The 17,661-nt window shown below is 70.0% G+C and carries 16 protein-coding genes; 7 read left to right on the top strand and 9 right to left on the bottom strand.

Annotated features, from left to right (window positions below; all coding sequences use genetic code 11):
* Positions 1 to 299 precede the first annotated feature (299 nt).
* Positions 300 to 425, bottom strand: a complete 126-nt coding sequence (locus CHC09_RS48665; protein ID WP_280523930.1) for a hypothetical protein — start codon at positions 423 to 425, stop codon at positions 300 to 302.
* A gap of 48 nt (positions 426 to 473) precedes the next feature.
* Complete coding sequence (locus CHC09_RS44375) at positions 474 to 1,643, bottom strand: low temperature requirement protein A (protein ID WP_179277567.1); 1,170 nt, start codon at positions 1,641 to 1,643, stop codon at positions 474 to 476.
* A gap of 203 nt (positions 1,644 to 1,846) precedes the next feature.
* Here CHC09_RS44375 and CHC09_RS44380 point away from each other — a divergent pair, with 203 nt between their 5' ends.
* Together CHC09_RS44380 and CHC09_RS44385 are read left to right on the top strand one after the other, a co-directional pair.
* Complete coding sequence (locus CHC09_RS44380) at positions 1,847 to 4,075, top strand: M4 family metallopeptidase (RefSeq protein WP_179277568.1); 2,229 nt, start codon at positions 1,847 to 1,849, stop codon at positions 4,073 to 4,075.
* An 87-nt stretch (positions 4,076 to 4,162) separates the two neighbouring features.
* Positions 4,163 to 4,834, top strand: coding sequence for an FKBP-type peptidyl-prolyl cis-trans isomerase (locus tag CHC09_RS44385; RefSeq protein ID WP_179277569.1), 672 nt, complete (start codon positions 4,163 to 4,165; stop codon positions 4,832 to 4,834).
* 89 nt (positions 4,835 to 4,923) lie between these two features.
* Here the strand turns inward: CHC09_RS44385 and CHC09_RS44390 are convergent, their stop codons facing one another.
* Positions 4,924 to 5,430 carry a hypothetical protein gene (locus CHC09_RS44390; protein ID WP_089299299.1) on the bottom strand — a complete coding sequence of 169 codons (507 nt, stop codon included), beginning with the start codon at positions 5,428 to 5,430 and terminating at the stop codon, positions 4,924 to 4,926.
* A gap of 139 nt (positions 5,431 to 5,569) precedes the next feature.
* Positions 5,570 to 7,912, bottom strand: a complete 2,343-nt coding sequence (locus tag CHC09_RS44395) for a PEP/pyruvate-binding domain-containing protein (protein WP_089299300.1) — start codon at positions 7,910 to 7,912, stop codon at positions 5,570 to 5,572.
* A gap of 149 nt (positions 7,913 to 8,061) precedes the next feature.
* Between CHC09_RS44395 and CHC09_RS44400 the strand changes: the two genes are divergently transcribed.
* The gene (locus CHC09_RS44400) at positions 8,062 to 8,253 is read left to right on the top strand and encodes a hypothetical protein (protein ID WP_143232946.1); all 192 of its coding nucleotides are present in this window, start codon (positions 8,062 to 8,064) and stop codon (positions 8,251 to 8,253) included.
* Positions 8,254 to 8,311: 58 nt separating this feature from the next.
* On the opposite strand, the gene CHC09_RS44405 is transcribed toward CHC09_RS44400, so the two are convergent.
* Together CHC09_RS44405 and CHC09_RS44410 are read right to left on the bottom strand one after the other, a co-directional pair.
* Positions 8,312 to 9,292: a pectinesterase family protein gene (locus tag CHC09_RS44405; protein WP_239138763.1), complete on the bottom strand. Its 981-nt coding sequence runs from the start codon at positions 9,290 to 9,292 to the stop codon at positions 8,312 to 8,314.
* Between the two features lie 65 nt (positions 9,293 to 9,357).
* Positions 9,358 to 11,178 (bottom strand): rhamnogalacturonan lyase, encoded by a 1,821-nt coding sequence (locus CHC09_RS44410; RefSeq protein ID WP_239138764.1) that lies wholly within the window; start codon positions 11,176 to 11,178, stop codon positions 9,358 to 9,360.
* A 218-nt stretch (positions 11,179 to 11,396) separates the two neighbouring features.
* Here CHC09_RS44410 and CHC09_RS44415 point away from each other — a divergent pair, with 218 nt between their 5' ends.
* On the top strand, positions 11,397 to 12,359 hold the full coding sequence (locus tag CHC09_RS44415) for a pirin family protein (RefSeq protein ID WP_089299303.1): 963 nt from the start codon (positions 11,397 to 11,399) through the stop codon (positions 12,357 to 12,359).
* Here the strand turns inward: CHC09_RS44415 and wrbA are convergent.
* From wrbA to CHC09_RS44430, 3 genes are all read right to left on the bottom strand, one after another.
* A complete protein-coding gene (wrbA, locus tag CHC09_RS44420; RefSeq protein ID WP_089299304.1) occupies positions 12,349 to 12,951 on the bottom strand; it encodes an NAD(P)H:quinone oxidoreductase in 603 nt (200 codons plus the stop codon). The genes CHC09_RS44415 and wrbA overlap by 11 nt on opposite strands.
* A 96-nt stretch (positions 12,952 to 13,047) precedes the next feature.
* Complete coding sequence (locus CHC09_RS44425) at positions 13,048 to 14,382, bottom strand: hypothetical protein (protein WP_089299305.1); 1,335 nt, start codon at positions 14,380 to 14,382, stop codon at positions 13,048 to 13,050.
* A gap of 31 nt (positions 14,383 to 14,413) precedes the next feature.
* On the bottom strand, positions 14,414 to 15,097 hold the full coding sequence (locus CHC09_RS44430) for a class I SAM-dependent methyltransferase (protein ID WP_089299306.1): 684 nt from the start codon (positions 15,095 to 15,097) through the stop codon (positions 14,414 to 14,416).
* A 60-nt stretch (positions 15,098 to 15,157) separates the two neighbouring features.
* Between CHC09_RS44430 and CHC09_RS44435 the strand changes: the two genes are divergently transcribed.
* The 3 genes from CHC09_RS44435 to CHC09_RS44445 all read left to right on the top strand — a co-directional run bounded on the left by CHC09_RS44435 (position 15,158) and on the right by CHC09_RS44445 (position 17,431).
* On the top strand, positions 15,158 to 15,850 hold the full coding sequence (locus tag CHC09_RS44435) for a DUF6348 family protein (protein ID WP_089299307.1): 693 nt from the start codon (positions 15,158 to 15,160) through the stop codon (positions 15,848 to 15,850).
* Between the two features lie 22 nt (positions 15,851 to 15,872).
* Positions 15,873 to 16,394 carry a hypothetical protein gene (locus tag CHC09_RS44440; protein ID WP_089299308.1) on the top strand — a complete coding sequence of 174 codons (522 nt, stop codon included), beginning with the start codon at positions 15,873 to 15,875 and terminating at the stop codon, positions 16,392 to 16,394.
* 83 nt (positions 16,395 to 16,477) lie between these two features.
* Complete coding sequence (locus tag CHC09_RS44445; protein ID WP_143232947.1) at positions 16,478 to 17,431, top strand: hypothetical protein; 954 nt, start codon at positions 16,478 to 16,480, stop codon at positions 17,429 to 17,431.
* Positions 17,432 to 17,661: the final 230 nt, after the last annotated feature.

Below are 17,661 nucleotides of genomic sequence, written 5' to 3' on the forward strand. Positions count from 1 at the left end.
CTGGTCGCCCTGGCCCACAAACTCGATCGGGACCAACGCGATGCCGCACTCGACACGGTCGACCGCCTGCACCTGCTCTCCCAACGGACCTCGCTGGTACGGGCACTCGCGCCGTTCCTCAACGACGACCAGATCGAGATCGCCGCGACGCTACCCGCCCTCGCCGAGGCGGACCCGACCAACCTCCTGGAAACGATCACCGCACTGGCCGCCTCAGCGGTCGATGCCGCGCTGCACGCGAGGCTCACGGCGATGGCGGCGAACATCGCCGAGACGATCAGCGACAGATACCACTGCGGCTACCTGATGATCGACTTGGTGGCCGCCGTCTCCCGGACGAACCGGCCCGGCAGCGGGCCCTGCACGCCGCGATCCGGCTCCTCCCGGAACTCGACCACACCCAGCGCGGCATCCTCCGTGACCAAGCGGCCAGACTGCTGCGCGCCCACGGGTAGGAGGCCGAGCGGCTCCGGCTATCCGCCGGCGGTCGAGGCCGGCATCGCCGCGCGCAGCCGGTGCTCGACGATGATCTGCGTGGTGAGCAGGACGAGGGCCAGCAACTCCAGCAGGAGCAGCGGCAGACCGGCGCCGAGGGGCCGCAGCAGCAGGAACAGAACGCCCGCACCGAGCCTGACCCAGGAGCATGGGTCACGCCAGCCATCCGGGCGGCAGAGCTGGATGAGCCCGATCGCCAGCAGGAACGCCCCGATGCCGCCGCACACCGCCCACCGGGCACTGCCGTCGAGCGCGGCGTCGTGCACCGCGTGGGTGGCCAGCAGGACACCGACTCCGAACGCGGTGAGCGCCGCGAGCACGACGAGATGGCCGTAAACGTAGACCTGGCCGCTCACCCACCAGTGGCGCATCGACGAGCCGTCGACGCCGTCGAAGTACAGCCACCACAGCGCCCCGATGATCAGGAACCCGGCACCGCCGACCGCCAGGGGCAGCGGCTCCTGTCCGCCCTCGCCGAGGCTCAGGGCGCCCAGCGCCACGGCCTCGCCGAGCACGATGATGACGAACAGCCCGAACCGCTCCGGGATGTGCGACACGTGGAACGGCACCCGGGCGATGGCGCGCGCGGAGAGCAGCGGGACGGCCAGCTCGACCAGCAGACCGGCCGCCCACAGTGCGTACCGGCCGGGAGTCGGCACCGCGATCGAGACCAGCCAGAGCGCGGCACCGATGGTGAAGCCGGTCAGGTAGCGGCCGGTCAGCGGGCGGGCGGACCGGTCAAGGCGGAACGCGCGGGCGTACAGGACGATGAGCAGGGCGCGAACCGCGACATAGCAGAGCGCGAACCGCACCGAGCCGGTGCCGTCGAAGGCGTGCGGGACCGCTACCGCTAGGGCGGCGACGGCGAGCATCGCCACGATCATCAGGATCCGGTATGTGACGTCGGGTCCACTCTGCAGCCGGTCGGCATAGAACGTGTAGCCGACCCAGGCCCACCACACCGGCACGAACAGCAGCACGTACCGCACGAGGCCCGGCCCGGACGGGTGGTGCTCCAATGTCGACGCGAGTTCGGCGACGGCGACCACGAACACCAGGTCGAAGAAGAGCTCCAGCCAGTCCGCATGACGCTCGCCGGAGCTGTCCGCCACCCCGAACCGGCGCGCCGCGACAACAGGCCCGGTCATCGTCACCCCCGTGATCTCCGGCGCCCCGCTCCGTGACCCATGGGGCGTACCCATCCCACCACCACGGCCCGGCCCGCCGCCACCCCGCCGGCGCCTTCAGTTCGGAACATGAAATTTACACATATGTCTCGGTATCAGAAGGGGTTTATATAGAAGGATAGCGATTAATGAATGCCTGTTCTCTCAGTTCAGGGAGGAACTTCGTGAGAATCGCAATCGCGTTGGCCGGCGTCATCGCGCTGGCCGGCGGAGGGCTGGCGGCGACCGCCACGACCGCGTCGGCCGCACCGCCCGTCTCACCAGGATCACCACAGGTGGCCGCAGCCGATCAGGCGATCGCCCAGCATCCGGCCGCCGTCAAGGCCTCGCCCCGCGACGCCTACCACGTCTACAGCAGCAAGACCGACGCCGCCGGCCGCGGCACCGTCCGCTACACCCGCACCTACGACGGCCTGCGGGTGTACGGCGGCGACCTGATCATCCGGACCGACGCCGCCGGTACGTACACCGGTAGCTCGGTCGGCCTGACCGAAGCGTTGTCGCTGAGCACGACGCCGAAGGTCACCGCGGCCAAGGCACGCAAGACGGCCCCCGCCGCGTTCACCGGCAAGGTCACCGGCACAGCCGCCCCGAAGCTGTTCGTCGACGCCAGTCGCGGCACCGGCGTGCTGTCCTGGGACACCGTGGTCAGCGGCTGGCTGCCGGACGGGCAGACCCCGTCGCGCCTGCACGTGCTCACCGACGCCCGGACCGGCGAGGTCACCGGCTCGTACGACGAGATCGAAAGCGTCGCGGGCACCGGGACCGGCATCTACAGCGGCCCGGTCGCGATCGAGACGACGCTCTCCGGCAGCACCTACAGCCTCACCGACCCGGTTCGCGGCGGCGGCACCACCTGCGACATGAACAACCGGACCTCGGGCACCTGCACCACCTTCACCGACGCCGACAACATCTGGGGTACGGGCGTCAACACCGACCGCGCCTCGGCCGGCGTCGACGCGCACTTCGGCGCGGCCACCACCTTCGACTACTTCAAGAACGTGCACGGCCGCAACGGCATCTTCGGCAACGGCACCGGCGTGCCGTCGCGCGTCCACTACGGCAGCGCCTATGTCAACGCCTTCTGGGACGGCGCCCAGATGACCTACGGTGACGGTTCCGGCAACGCGAAGCCGCTGGTCGCGCTGGACGTGGCCGGGCACGAGATGTCGCACGGCGTCACCGAGAACGTGGTGCCCGGCGGGCTGACCTACTCCGGGGAGCCGGGCGGCCTGAACGAGGCGACCAGCGACATCTTCGGCAGCATGGTCGAGTTCTACGCGAACACCTCCGTCGACCCGGGCGACTACGACATCGGCGAGAAGATCGACATCCGGGGCACCGGGGCGCCGCTGCGGTACATGTACAACCCCACCCTCGACGGCTCCTCGCACGGCTGCTGGTCGAGCACCACCAAGAACATCGACGTGCACTACTCGTCCGGCGTCGCCAACCACTTCTTCTTCGACCTCGCCGAGGGAAGCGGTGCCACGCCGTACGGGACCTCGCCGCTGTGCGGCTCGGCGTCGGCGGTCACCGGCATCGGCCGGGACAAGGCTTCGGCGATCTGGTTCCGCGCCCTGGACAGCTACTTCGTCTCCAACACCAACTACACCGCGGCGCGCGGCTACACCCTCTCGGCCGCCGCCGATCTGTACGGCTTCTGCGGCCGCGAGTACAAGGCCGTCCAGGCCGCCTGGACCGCGGTGAACGTGGCCGGGAGCGACGTCTGCTCCACGGGCAACGACTTCTCCTTCACCCTGTCGGCGCCCACCACAACGATCGACCCGGGCACCTCCGCCACGCTGACCGCGAACACCGTGCTGGTCAACGGCGAGGCCGAGGAGGTGACGCTCAGCGCCGGCACCACCCCGGCCGGCGTGACCGTCTCGTTCGAGCCGGCCACCGTCACCGCCGGTGGATCCGCCACGGTCACGGTCACCGCGGCCGCCGACGCGGCCCGCAGCAGCGCACCGATCACCATCACCGCCACCGCCGCGTCGATCACCCGCTCGGCGACGCTCACCGTCACCGTCAACAGCGCGACCGGCTGCACCGCCACCAACGGCACCGACGTGGCCATCCCCGACAACACCACCGTGCAGAGCACGATCGAGGTCGCCGACTGCCTCACCACCCCGTCCGCGACCAGCACGGTCGAGGTGCACATCGTCCACACCTACATCGGTGACCTGGTGGTCAGTCTGATCGCGCCGGACGGTAGCGCCTACGTCCTGCACAACCGCGCCGGTGGAGGCACTGACAACATCAACCAGACCTACACCGTGAACCTGTCCGGCGAGACCGCTCGGGGCACCTGGACGCTGCGCGTCCAGGACGCCGCCACGATCGACACCGGCCGCATCGACTCCTGGACCCTCTCCCTGTAACCGTTTCGCCGGGGCGGCGGCTCCACGTCGCCCCGGCCGGTTTCACCAGCGGTTCCGGCGGTACGGCGAGTGTCGTATCGTCGGACGGTGCCCGATTCCGTAACGAGCCGCAGCAGCGCGGCTGTCAACCGTGCCGCCGCCGGCGGACCACCCTCCAAGACGAAGGCCGAGAAGCGGGCCGAGGCCAAGGCCGCCAAGGCGCGCGCCCGGACGATGCGGAAACGCCGCGAGGCGTTCGCCGTCACCGGCGCGGCCGCGGTCATGCTCGCCCTCGTCGTCGGGCTGATCACGTGGATCGGCAGCTCGTCCGATCCGAGCCCGACCGCCGCGAGCGCGGACACGAGTGCCGCGCCGAGTGCGACGTGGCCGCCGGTGCCGGCTGGCGCCGACCCGGCCCTGGGCAGGAGGCCGGCCGCGACCGCCGGCACCGGCACTGTCACCGAGCTCAAGACGACGACCCTCATCCAGGGAACGGGTGCGACGGTCCAGTCAGGTCAGACGATCGACGTGAACTACGTCGGTGTCACCTACGCCGACGGCAAGCAGTTCGACGAGTCCTGGGAACGCAAAAAGACGTTCAGCTTCCAGATCGGGGCCGGCCGGGTCATCAAGGGCTGGGACCAGGGGCTGCTCGGGGTGAAGGTGGGCAGCCGGGTGCAGCTCGACATCCCGGCCGACCTGGCGTACGGCGAGAATCCGGGCGACGGACGACCGGCCGGTGCGCTGCGATTCGTCGTCGACGTCCTGGCTGCGTCCTGACCGCCGCGTCCTCGTAGCGGTCGGGACCGGCCGCCATACGCAAACGGTCCCGCCTCGATACCGAGGCGGGACCGTCAGTGCGTTTCAGCTCAGGCGCAGAACTTGTCCAGCGGCGCGAGCCAGGCGGTGACCTCGGGCTCGAGCTTCTTCGAGACGTCGTCCACGGTCTTGAACTTCGCGAAGAAGGCCTCGTCCTCGGCGCTCTTGTTGATGAGCTTCAGGGTCTCCTCGCCGGCCGCCTGGAGCCCCGGGTCCTGCGCCGCCCCGGTGAGCTTGGTCAGCGACGTCGCCAGCTCCTTCAGCTCCTTACCCGCCTCGGTGCGGGCCTTCTTCGCCGGGCTGCTCGCCTTCGCCTGCGTGTAGCCGATGAACTCGCCCAGCTTCGCGCCGAACTGCTCCATCTTCTTGCCCCCGAGGAGCTCGCCCATGTCGTCGCACACCTTCTTGGTGTCGGCGGTGTAGTCGGCGGACGGGCTGGCCACCGCGGCCGCGGTGGTCGTCGCCGGGGCGGCGGCGTCGGTGTCGGACGACGTCCCGCAGGCGGAAGCGGTCAGCAGCAGGGCGCCCGCGGTAGCGGCCAGGATGATGCGTCGCATCAGGCGAAATCCTCGTCACCTAGAAAGATCAAGACGTGGCAGGATAAGCAGCCACAATTCGGGCCGACACCAGCCCTTCGGCCTGACTTCGATGGCCGATCAGTCAGCGCGACGCCTGACCTATGGCAAGAAGCACAGATCACGGCGCGACGCCGCGCACGGTCCCCGCCGCGCCGTCCACGGTGATCTGCTGGCCGTCTTCGATCAGGATCGTGGCGTCCCGGACGCTGATCACCGCGGGCAGGCCGTATTCGCGGGCCACCGTGGGGCCGTGCGCCATCACCGCCCCGGTCTCGCTGACCAGGCCGCCCGCGGTGAGGAACAGCGGCGTCCACGCCGGGTCGGTGGTCGCGACGACGAGGATGTCGCCGGGGTCGAGGCGGGCGGTCGCCGGGTCGTGGACGACCCTGGCGCGCCCGGTCACCGTTCCCGGGGACGCGCCGACACCCCGCCAGCCGTCGCCGTCCCCGGCCGCCGGCAGCAGGGCCTCCACGTCGGTGCCGTCGGAGAGCAGCGCGACCGGAACGTGCTGCCGCCGGGACTCGGCGAGATGGGTCGCCCGGCGCGCGGCCACGAGATCGCGCTGGTCCGCACCGGTCCGCACGGCGGCCTCCGCCTCGTCCAGGGTCAGGAACATGATGTCCCCGGGAGACGCCAGGGCACCGTTCTCGACGAGATCAGAGCCGATCAAGAGCAATTGATCCCGTACGGACGACAGGCGGTACAGTCCGGCGAACTTGCCGTACTCCCGCAGGCCGGACAGGGCTCGAGCCCGTCGCAGCAGGAAGATCGCCAGCCGGCCGCGGACCGGGCGCCGCCGGCGGACCCGCGTGGCCAGCTCATCCAGCGCCGCCTCTCCGGCCGCCGCGGCACGGGCGAACCGGACGTCCGGTGCCTGGCCGGGCTCGGTCACCCGAAGGTAGTTGGCGATCGCCGCGAAGATCCCGGACGGGTCCTCGGACCAGCGCGGCACCCCGAGGTCGGCCTCGGCCGGGCCCCGGTGGCCGTATCGCTCGAGGAAACCGTCCAGACCGATCGGCGGCAGGCCGCCGCGCAGGTAGAGCTCGGCCAGGTCGGCCGGCGGTGTGGCGAGCAGCAGCTCGCGGTGTGCGGCCGCGTCGCGGGCGAGCCGCCACAACGCCAGGTCCATCTCGATCGTGACGTTGCCGGGCACCCCGCCGAGGGCGGTGTGGATCTCGTCGGGTGTGGCGACGCCCTTGAGCAGTTCACCCGGCACCGCGGTGGCGAGCAGGCCGGCCACGATCGGCCACGTCAGGTCGTCGGCGCTGCCGCCGGGACCGTCCGCGCGGACGAAGGCGATCCGCTCGTGTGCGGTGTTCAAGCCGGCCGGCGCGGCGGCGTCCAGCCGGAGTCGCTCGACGGCGTGGAGTACGCGCTGCCGCGCCGCCTCGGGACTGCGCAGCGCCCGGAGAATCCCGGTGACGGCGCGGAAGCCCGTACCCAAGGCTGATTTTGATCTTTCGGTTCTCGGCCCGGCCGGGGTAGGAGCGAAGCGGGGGTCGGTGAGGACGTGGTCCATGACGGCCTGGGCGCGCGGGCCGAAGTCGACCGCCATCAGCTTGACCAGGCGCTTGCGGGCGGAGGGATGGCGAGCCAGATCGGAGAGGTCACCGTAGAGGCGGCCGCCGATGTCGACGATCTCGGCCCGCACGCCGAGCGAGGCCGTCATCGCCGAGATCAGGCGCTTCAGGCTGGACAGGCCCATCGGGGTGACCGGGCGCAGCATGCCCTGGACGTGACCGAATTCGACATAGACGCGCGGGAGCGGCCCGTCGTGTCGCGGCGGGGCCGGGAAGAGCGTGGTGATCGGCCGGGACTGGAGCAGCCAGAGCTTCCGGTCGTCGTCGATCGCCCATTCGACGTCCTGCGGCGCGGCGAAGTGCTGCTGCAGGCGCTCGCCGAGGGCGCGCAGCGGCGTGCCCTCGGCGGGGCTGAATCGGTCGACCGGTGCGGTGCCGTCGACGACGCCGGTGCCCGGGCCGGCGGTGGACTCGACGAGCATCTCGGTGCGGTTGCCGGTGACCGGGTTCGCGGTGAAGAGCACGCCGGCGGTGGTGGCCGTGATCATCCGCTGCACGATCACCGCCATCTCCGGCTCGGGCAGCCCGCGCGTCGCCCGATAGGCGACCGCACGTGGCGAGCGCACCGACGCCCAGCACTTCTCGATGGCCGCGATCAGCGGGTCGATCCCGGTCACGTCGAGGAACGTGTCGTACTGCCCGGAGAAGCTGGCGTCGGGCAGGTCCTCGGCGGTGGCGCTGGACCGCACCGCGACCGGGCCCATCGCCTGGAAGAGACCGGCCACGACATCGCGCGGGACCACACCCGCCCGGAACGCCTCGGTGGTCACGACGAATCCGTCCGGGACCGTCTCACCGGCCCGGATCAGCTCACCGAGCGCGGCGGCCTTCCCGCCGGCGAGCGCGATCGACGCGGCGTGGGCGAGTGGGACGACCAGCATGACTACCTCCGGGCAACGTTGCAGTGCGACTGCATTGCCAAGAAGATAGCTGGCTTTTCAATGCAGTCGCAACGCAAAAGTTTCCCTCAAGCCCGGGTGGCAGCAGGCGATCAATGGACTGCAGCTGTTCCCACCCCCAGGGAGTGACCATGTCCGTAGGTTCCGTCGGCCCCGTCTCGTTCAACGTGATCGCAGCGGGCCAGATGCAAGACCCGCAGGCCCGGCAGGCCCAGGTCAACGCCCAGGCCGACCTGCTTCAGGCGCTGGTCAGCACCGACCTGCCGATGAAGATGGTGCAGTCGACCCTCAGCGACGGCAGAGGCGTCGACCTGTACATGTGACCGCGTCACACTCGCCGGAGACCCGCGCCCCCGGTGGCGGGCGCGGGTCCGGGACCGCTCAGCCGACGGGGTTCCAGCCGTCCGAGCCGGCCAGGTACTTCTGCGGGGTGTAGTTGGCAGCCTGCGCGTCCGTCAACTGCGCGCGGTTGCTGTTGGTGGTCGCGCCCGATCCGGTGTTCTTGTACTCGTAGAACCGGGCGTTCTTCCACGAGTTGCCGGACATGTCGGTCCAGGGCTGAGCGACCTTGATCGTGGCGCTCAGGCTGGACTCCCGGACCGTGACCTGGGCGGCGGCACCCCACGGCCGGCCGAGGTAGGTGACGTTGTTCGTCGCTCCCGTGATCGTCGACTTGTAGATCAGGAAGCCGTACGTCTGGGTGGCCGGCGTGTTGGCCGCGGTGAGGTAACCGCCGGTGCTGCGCTTCTCGTAGATCTGGCAGGCGTAGAACACCGCGCTGCCGTTGCCGTAGATGAAGTCCACGGTGCCCTCGATGTACGAGCTCCAGACGTACGCCCGGGCGTTGTTGTAGATCAGCAGCGTGTCCTGGTCCGCGATGACCCGCACGTTGCCCAGCCGCGCCCGGTCCCCGTAGAGCGCCAGGGCCAGCGCCTGCGACGAGCCATTGGCGGCCTCGTCGTAGTCGTTGCTGAACGTCAGGTTCTTGCCGTAGAACTCCTTGGCCTGCACGTAGACCGTGGCCGAACCGGTGGTACCGGCGGTCGAGGCGGGCTTGTTGTTGACGATCACCGTGGCGGCGGCGGTCGAGCCGAGGCCCTCCAGCGTGACGTAGGGCTTGTTCGACGGGATGACCACGCTCTCCCGGTAGGTACCCGCCTTGATCGTGATCGTGACGCGGCTCGTGTTGCCGGCCGGGACCGCGTCCACGGCGGCCTGGACGGTGCGGTACGTCGCCGAACCGTCGGAGGCGACGGTCAGCGTGGTCGCGGCCTCCGAGGCCGTGGACGAGACGCCGAGCAGAACGGCCGGCACCACGATCAGGGTCGCCAGCCCGCTGGCTGTTCTTCGCAGGTTACGCAAGATCACTCCTTGGCTAGCAGGGCGCTCCGGGCCGCCCGGTGGAACGGCCCGGGGCGACGGCCGGGCTACGAGATGGCGAACGAGGGGTGCGGGGGCTGGTTGTACGCGGTGTTCTGCCAGGCGACGGCCTCGCGGTACATCCGGTTCTGCATCAGCGACGTGCGCGAGATGCTGGTGCTGTCCGTGGTGGAGTAGATGCGCAGCCTGGTGTTGTCCGTCGTCGGCCAGATGACCTCCTCGCGCCAGTCGCCGAGGATGTCGGCCTGCAGGGACGGGGTGGCCTTGGTGCCGTTGTTGGAGTGCACGTCGCTGGCGGTCAGCAGGCGGGTGTCGGCGCTGGTGCCGTACTTGTCGATGTGGGTGCCGTCGAGCAGCTCGCGCTGGGCGTCGCCGTCCCACCAGATGACGAAGTTGGCGCTGGACGGCTTGCGCCCGATGTTCTGCCCGGACGTGTTGAACAGGCCGGAGACCGCGGACGACCAGGACTCGGCGCCGGGACTGCCGGCGTAGATGTCGTCCGAGACGCCGCGGCCGTTGTCACAGCCGCAGGAGGCGTTGGACCAGATGATCGCGCCGGTACGGGCGTCGGCCATGTAGGCGGCCAGCTTCGTGGTGTTCTCGTCGACGTGGAAGAGCTCCAGGCCGGAACGGCTCGGGATCAGGTCGCCGACGTGATAGGCGTCGCCGTGGCCCTGCCCGTTCGTCCAGAGACCGGAGCCGTTGTCGTCGACGGCCATCGAGCCGTACATGATCTCGTCCTTGCCGTCGCCGTCGACGTCGGCGATGGAGAGCTGGTGGTTGCCCTGCCCGGTCCAGGCCGAGCCGTTGGTGGAGGAGTTGCTGTCGAAGGTCCATTTGCGGGTGAGCGCGCCGTTGCGGTAGTCCCAGGCGACGACCACCGAGCGGGTGTAGTAGCCGCGGGCCATGATGATGCTCGGGTACGACCCGTTGATGTACGCGGTCCCGGCCAGGAATCGATCGACCCGGTTGCCGTAGCTGTCGCCCCACGACGAGACCGTTCCGCGCGGTACCACGTAGTCTGCGGTCGCCATCGCCTTGCCGGTCTGTCCGTTGAAGACGGTCAGGTACTCCGGCCCGGACAGCACGTAGCCGGACGAGTTGCGGTAGTCCGCGCTCGAGCTGCCGATCACCGCGCCGGTGCCGTCGGTGGTGCCGTCCGCGGTCTTCAGGACCACCTCGGCCTTGCCGTCACCGTCGTAGTCGAAGACCTGGAACTGGGTGTAGTGCGCGCCGGCCCGGATGTTCCTGCCCAGGTTGAGGCGCCACATCCGGGTGCCGTTCAGCTCGTACGCGTCGATGATGACCGGCCCGGTGTAGCCGGACTGCGAGTTGTCCTTGGCGTTGGACGGATCCCACTTGAGGACGATCTCGTAGGCGCCGTCGCCGTCCAGGTCGCCGACCGAGGCGTCGTTGGCCGAGTAGGTGTAGGCGACGCCGTCCGGCGTGGTGCCGCCGGACGGGATCTGGATCGGCACGTCCTGGTACGCCGCCGCGAGCGCGGCGGTCGGGGTGGCCGCCGCGAGCGAGGCGGTCTCGGCGCCGTTGACCACCGGCTTGACGGTGTACGAAGCTCCGACCGGTGCCCCGGTGTCGGTGAAGTTGGTGCCCTTGGTGATCGGCGCGGTGTTCACCCTGGTCGAGCCGCGGTACACGTTGAACGCGACGCCGGCCGGGTCGGATGCCAGGAGTCGCCAGGACAGGAAGTTCCCGGTCGGGGTGCGCAGGCTGATCAGTCCGCGGTCCAGATTGTCGACGGCGGCGGTCGCGCCGGTGGTCGCGTCGTCGGCACTGGCGGCGGTGGGGACCGCGCCGGCGGTGGCCAGGACGGCGGCCACCGACAGGCCGCACAGGAGTTTGCGTCGCATGGGGGATCCCAACATGGTCGGGGACGGGGATGTGTCGCGCTGGGGAGGCGCGGGCCGCTACTGAAGCGGTTAATCGGACCGTAACATCCGATCGACCGATTTCCATAGATGACCTCAAATGCCTACAAGGCTCCGTCGTCCTGTTGACCGCGGCCGGACACAGGTAGAGGATTCTGCGGGAATGCGCTTTCCTCCCGGCAGCCCTCTAGAGTCGGTGCATGGCCACCGAACAGGCGATCTACTCCGCGTCGCCGGCCGAGGTCGTCGACCCGGACAGCGTGCTGCTGCCCGGACACGACGTACCACTTGGCCGGTTCACCACCGTCCGCAGACTGTTGCCGCACCGGCGGCGGCGCATGATCGGGGCGTGGTGCTTCGTGGATCACTTCGGTCCCGACGACGTCACCGGGCGGCCGGGCATACAGGTGCCGCCGCACCCGCACACCGGGCTGCAGACGGTCACCTGGCTGGTCGAGGGCGTGATCGAGCACCGGGACAGCCTGGGCAGCCACCAGTCGATCGAACCCGGGCAGCTGAACCTGATGACCTCCGGGCACGGCATCGCGCACTCCGAGTACACGCCGCCGGAACATCCGGCGGGGATGCACGGCCTGCAGTTGTGGGTGGCCCTGCCGGAGCGGGCGCGGCGGGGCCCGGCCCGGTTCGAGCACCACGCGAGCCTGCCGGTGTGGCGGTGCGGCGACGCGGCGGTCACCGTGATCGCCGGTGAGTACGGCACGGAACGCTCCCCCGCGCTCGTCCATACGCCACTGGTCGGCGCCGAGGTGGTGTTCGACGGCCCGGCCCGGCAACGGCTGCCGCTGAACCCGAGCTTCGAGTACGGCATGCTGGCGATGTCCGGCGCCGCCTCGGTCGCCGGCACCGGGCTCGAGCCCGGTTCGCTGCTCTATCTCGGCACCGGCCGCGACGAGTTCACCGTGGACACCGACGGTGCCGCCCGGCTCTTCCTGCTCGGCGGCGAGCCGTTCGACGAGCCGCTCGTCATGTGGTGGAACTTCGTCGGCCGCTCGCACGAGGAGATCGTGCGGGCGCGGGACGAGTGGATGGCCGGGCAGCGGTTCGGCACGGTCACCGGATGCCAGGCACGGCCGCTGCCGGCGCCCGAGATGCCGAGCGTACGGCTCAAGGCCCGGGACCGGTTCGGCGTCTCTACCGCGTGAGCCGGCCGGCGATGGTGACGATGCGCTCGGCCAGGTGGTCGAGGGCGGCGTTCTGCACGTCGCCGAGCGGGGCGTCGTTGGTCCCACCGGTGACGTGCGAGACGCCGTACGGGTTGCCGTCTGCGTACTTGAGCGGATCGGTGTAGCCGGGCGCGACCACGATCCCGCCGAAGTGATAGAAGGTGTGGTACATCGCGAGCAGGGTGGACTCCTGACCGCCGTGCTCGGTCATCGAGGCGGTGAACCCGGCGTAGGCCTTGTCGGCCAGCAGACCCTGCGCCCACTGCGGGCCCAGGGTGTCGATGAACTGCTTGAGCTGGCTGGAGACGTTGCCGTAACGCGTCGGGGTGCCCAGCAGCACGGCGTCGGCCCAGACGACGTCGTCGGCCTGGGCCTTCGGCTCGTTCCTGGTGGCCTCGAAGTGCCGGCTCCAGGCCGCGTTGGAGGCGATCGCCGCCTCCGGGGCCAGTTCCGGCACCTGGCGGACCCGGACCTCGGCGCCGGCCTTCTCACCGGCCTGCGCCGCGCGCTGGGCCATCTGGTGGATCGTGCCGGTGGCCGAGTAGTAGATGACGGCCAATTTGGTGGGCATGACTGGCGACTCCTCGAAGTGCGATGCCTGGTCGCCCCCATCGTCGCCGCACGCCGTCACCGCCGGACGAATTCCGCCGTTTTGCTGCACGCCCCGTCAGGTCAGGTGGCCGAGGAGGCCGGGGCGGGGGATCGATTCGATCACGCAGAGGGCGTTCGGGTCGATGCTCCAGGCGGCGGCGACCCTCATGACGTCGTACTGGTCGGGCGCCAACTCGTCCGGTTTCAACGCCGCGAAGCCGAGTTCGATCTCCACCGGGGTGGGCGTGCCCGTCACGTCACACCATTCGCTGGGCTCACCACAGCAGACGTGGCGGACGAGCCGCCCGTCGACGGCGAGCGCCCACTCGGCGTAGTCCGAGACCCGGTGGTTGCCGAAGTACTGCACCTCGGTGCCGAGCCGGGCGCTGAGGGACGCGACGGACGAGCCGTCGAACCCGCGTACGGCGTTGACCACGAAGATCCACCCACCGGCCGGCGGCGAGACGAAGACCTGATCGTCACAGGCGGCCTGGACGCCCTCGTCCCAGCTGGCCTCCCTGCCGCCGGTGAGGCCGATCGCGGTGGCGACCTGCTCGACGGTGCTGCCCCGTACCGCCAGCCAGGTCATCTTGATGCCGAAGCTCGTCCCGACGGGAGTGCCGGGAGGCAGGTGCTCGACCGGAAGATCCGCGATCATCCGTACGACTTCGTCGCACACGGCGGTGAGGTCGTCGGCGGGGCCCACCCAGGTCCGCTCCGTGGCGGGCTGCTTCAGGGCGCTGCCCGTGCCGGTGAGCCGGATCGAGCCGGTGGACAGCTCCTCGAGGTACACGGTGGCACCTCCGTTGAGCAGATGCCGGTCGACACCGGCTGCGGCGAGTGCCTCCGCGTAGTTCGGGCTCTCCCCCGGCTCCCGCTCCGACTCGGGGAGGGCGGCGCGGACGGCCGCGAGAAGCGACGCGGTCTCCGGCTCGGCGGTGCGAGCCGGGCCGACCAGGAACATCCGGACGACCGGCATGACGATCAGCCGGCCGGTGGCCGACGTCTTGACCGACACCTCGCGGATCGTCGGCCAATCCGGTTCGGTCGCGTCGAGCAGTCCGCGCACCATCGTGCCGAGTTCGTGCGGGACGTCGGCGTCCGGCACCGCCGGTATCGCCACCTCCGGGCCGAACGGGTCGACGGCGGCATGCCAAGTACCGCCGCTGAGGTAGACACGAGCGGTCTTCTCGGGACGGTATTCCCGGTCCGGGACGCCGACGACGTTCCCACAGAAGGCCCGCCACGAGGCCCTCTCGTCCCGGTACGAATCGGAGGCCAGCGCGTAGAGCCGCAGGATCGCGTCGCCCAGCCCCGCGCAGGAGTCGTCCTCGACGGCCACCCCCGTGGTGAACCGGCCACGCGTCACGAACACGCGCCCCCGGAAGAGATGCACCTCGCCCCACGACACGTTCGTGACCCTATCCGAGCGCTTCTGATGATCATGTCGCGCTGTAGTAGGAGTGGACGGCGGGCTGGCCGGTGTAGTTGGCTCCGGCCCGGTCGTCGGCGCCGAGATAGGTGAAGGGCAGGCCGAGGTCGCGCGGGCCGGTGCAACTGATCCGGCGCCGGCGGGCGTCGTACTCGATGCCGGCGGCACGGAGCCGGGAGGTCAGGCGGCGCCCGGCCGGCCGGCCGTCGGCGAACCGGATGCTGGACAGATCGAGATCGGCGACGAAGCGGCCGGTGGGTGTCAGCCACCGCACGACGCGGGACAGCACGGCCAGCTTGTCCCCGACGTAGTGCAGCCCGTGCACGCAGGTGATCAGGTCGAACGCCCGCGGCGGCGTCCAGGTCTCGACCGGTGCCGCGACGAGGGTCGGTCCGGGGACGGCCGGCCCGGGCGCGAACGCGTCGACCAGGTCGAGCCCGACCAGGGTGGCTTCTCCCGGTCGCAGCCGGGCGGCGGCCTGGATGAGCGCGCGGCCGCTGCCGCAGCACAGGTCGAGCCACCCGACGTCACTGTGGACCTGGGCGGCCTCGGTGAGCCAGGCGAGCGGATCGAAGCCGAGCTCCCGCGCGTAGCTGTTGACCCCGGCCAGTTGCCGTTCACGGTTCATCGCACAGTTGGCGACGACCGACGACGCATGCAGCGCCTGGTCATCGAGCAGGTCGGGCCTTGCCATCTGATCAACCACCCCTGAAGAGTGCCAGGCGCCGAACGTCAGCCGGTATGGTGAGTCACCATGATCGATTCACGGTCGGCGCCCGATCCCCTTCCCGCCGAACGGGTGCTGGAGATCGCCGCGCCGATGCTCACCGAGCTGGGCGGCGAGTGGGAGCTGACCGACGGGCCGATGCTGCGCTCGGGGTCGCTGGGTGTCCGGCTTCTTCCGCCGGACACCGACGAATACCGCCATCTCGACCTGGAACTCCTGCTGAACGCCGACCGCCCGGACGTGCCGACGATCACCGACTGCACGGTCGGTCTCGCGACCGACCCGGTCGAGGCGGCCCGCCAGGCGATCCAGGCGTGGATCGAGACCTGCCTGGTGACGGTCTTGGAGATGATCGAGCAGAAGGGGGAGTTCGCGGGCCACTTCAGGTCCGGCGAGCAGGGCGGGTTCGCCGGATGGCATGCGATCGTCGGCAGCGTGACCGGGTGGTCCGCCGACGGATCACAGCGGAAGCAGGAGTGGTTCGCCGAAGCGATGCCGTGGTCGACCCTGGCGCCGGTCATCGCGACGGGGCTCGACCGGCCGTACCTCAACGGCATTCGCCTGCTTGTCGGGCAGGGCGGTGACTTCACCGAATGCGAGGTGCGGATCAACGGCCGGCGGCACGAACCGTCCAGTGCGGCGCTCGCCGCGCTGGACTGGCCGCGCACCGACGCGTTCGGGCTCGCCCGCACGTTCGTTCTCCTGGTCGGGCCGGACTAGCTTGCGCCAGCACAATGACAGCGTGAATCTCGTCGCGGTCCGTGCGGACGTCGCCGTCATCGACGAACTGTTGCGGGACATCGCGGAGCGGCCGGTCGACCTGAGTGACCCGGACTGGAGGGCCGGCCTCCGGCAGGCGCCCGCGCCGGTGGAGGAGGCCGGGGTGGCGGCCCAGGCGGCCGCCGCGCTGGAGGTACTGCTGGACGCGTACGAGACGGGCGGCCCGTCGGCTCGCGCGGAGGTCCGGGACGTCTTCGGGACCTACCGTGCCTTCCGCTGGGCCGTCCACCTGCCGGGGCAGTGGTCGTCGGTGTCGGAGTTCCGCCGCCGGCTGGTGCACGTCTCCGCGGTGGACCAGGGCGCCGATCCACGCGATGAGCTGATGACGATCTGGTCGCTCTGCAACCGGGCTCGTGAGCTGGGCATCGACGTCGAACCGGTGCTCCGCGAGGTGGCGGAACTGTCCTCTGATCTGGATCACTACGGGTTCGGATCGACCCGCGCGTTGATCATGCGCGGGCTGGAGGAGCACGACCTCGGCTGATCAGCGTGCGCCGCGGACCGGGCCGGAAGGGCCGGCCGCCGGTCACAGCCGAGTGGTCACATCTGATCTACGAAGGGAATTCCTTGTTCAAGGTACGAATCTCGCGCGCCCTGATGGCGGGTGGCCTGGCGCTGGCCATGGTCGCGGCCGTCCCCACCGCGGCTCAAGCCGCCTACTACAACACGTACACCGACCTGGCCGCCGCGCCGGACACGAGCGGCTGCACCGGGGTACAAGGCTTCGCCGCCGGAACCACCTATCTCTACTCGGTCAAGACCAACACCGGTAGCGACACCGTCGCCGTCATCTACCGGGTCAACAAGACCACCGGCGAGCGGGTGCTGATGCGGAACGGCACCGACGACACGTCGACCAACACGTGGCTCGGGCACGGGAACGACATCACGATCGTCGACATCGACGGCCAGCACCACATGTTCATCGTCACGATGGACGACGACACCGACAGCGCGCAGGTCGTGCGGCTCCGCTACGACGGCACCACCTACTACTACGCCGGGTCCTACCAGGTGCGTCTCAACGGGGCCGTGCTGGCGCCGTCCGGGATCGACCGGGCCGCGGTCAACAGCACCGCGATCACGTTCATGTTCAAGAAGGGCAAGACGATCTACAACGGCAGCCTCCCGCTGCGCGCCTCCTCCGGGACCATCGAGGTGACGAAGGCGTTCACCTTGCAGGTCGACGACGCCCTCGTCAACGGCGCCGTCGTGCCGGACCTGGGAACCTTCGATCCCCAGGGGTTCTTCTACGACGAGACCACGAAGGTCCTCTACAACCCGCTGACCAAGGAGAACCGCAGCATCGTGCTCGTCTACCGGGACGTGACACCGGCGACGACCGGAACCGCGCCCGCGGCCACCGATCTCTCCTTCCGCATCACGTCCTCGGCGTACTCGGCGTTCGAGATCGAGGGCGTCGGGATCAGCGACGGCAAGCTGTACTTCAACACGAACCGGGCCAACTCGAGCGGCGCCGCCGACGGGTTCCACGTGTTCAACGGCTACGTCGCGGGCTGACGCACGACGGTCAGGACCCGCTGCGACTCAGCGACTGAGCCACAGCGGGTCCGACCTGCCTAGAGGCTGCGGGCGACGATGTCGCCGTACGAGGTGGTCGCGTGGATGTCGAGTTCGACCGAGCCGTCGTTCTTCAGGCTGTTCTCGACCCGGCCGTACGCGGCACCGGCGTTCAGCGCCGCCGACACACCCGCGGCGGCGCCGACCGAGATCGCCCCCATCTGGGTACG

The sequence above is a fragment of the Actinoplanes regularis genome, assembly GCF_900188005.1.
Lineage (GTDB): Bacteria > Actinomycetota > Actinomycetes > Mycobacteriales > Micromonosporaceae > Actinoplanes > Actinoplanes regularis.

Bases quoted from the DNA above. Each gene is read 5' to 3' on its own strand.
- CHC09_RS44395 (WP_089299300.1), bottom strand. From the start codon at position 7,912: ATGCTGGTCGTCCCACTCGCCCACGCCGCGTCGATCGCGCTCGCCGGC.
- CHC09_RS44430 (WP_089299306.1), bottom strand. From the start codon at position 15,097: ATGGCAAGGCCCGACCTGCTCGATGACCAGGCGCTGCATGCGTCGTCG.
- CHC09_RS44400 (WP_143232946.1), top strand. From the start codon at position 8,062: ATGTCCGTAGGTTCCGTCGGCCCCGTCTCGTTCAACGTGATCGCAGCG.
- CHC09_RS44410 (WP_239138764.1), bottom strand. From the start codon at position 11,178: ATGCGACGCAAACTCCTGTGCGGCCTGTCGGTGGCCGCCGTCCTGGCC.
- CHC09_RS44390 (WP_089299299.1), bottom strand. From the start codon at position 5,430: ATGCGACGCATCATCCTGGCCGCTACCGCGGGCGCCCTGCTGCTGACC.
- CHC09_RS44375 (WP_179277567.1), bottom strand. From the start codon at position 1,643: ATGACCGGGCCTGTTGTCGCGGCGCGCCGGTTCGGGGTGGCGGACAGC.
- wrbA (WP_089299304.1), bottom strand. From the start codon at position 12,951: ATGCCCACCAAATTGGCCGTCATCTACTACTCGGCCACCGGCACGATC.
- CHC09_RS44435 (WP_089299307.1), top strand. From the start codon at position 15,158: ATGATCGATTCACGGTCGGCGCCCGATCCCCTTCCCGCCGAACGGGTG.
- CHC09_RS44415 (WP_089299303.1), top strand. From the start codon at position 11,397: ATGGCCACCGAACAGGCGATCTACTCCGCGTCGCCGGCCGAGGTCGTC.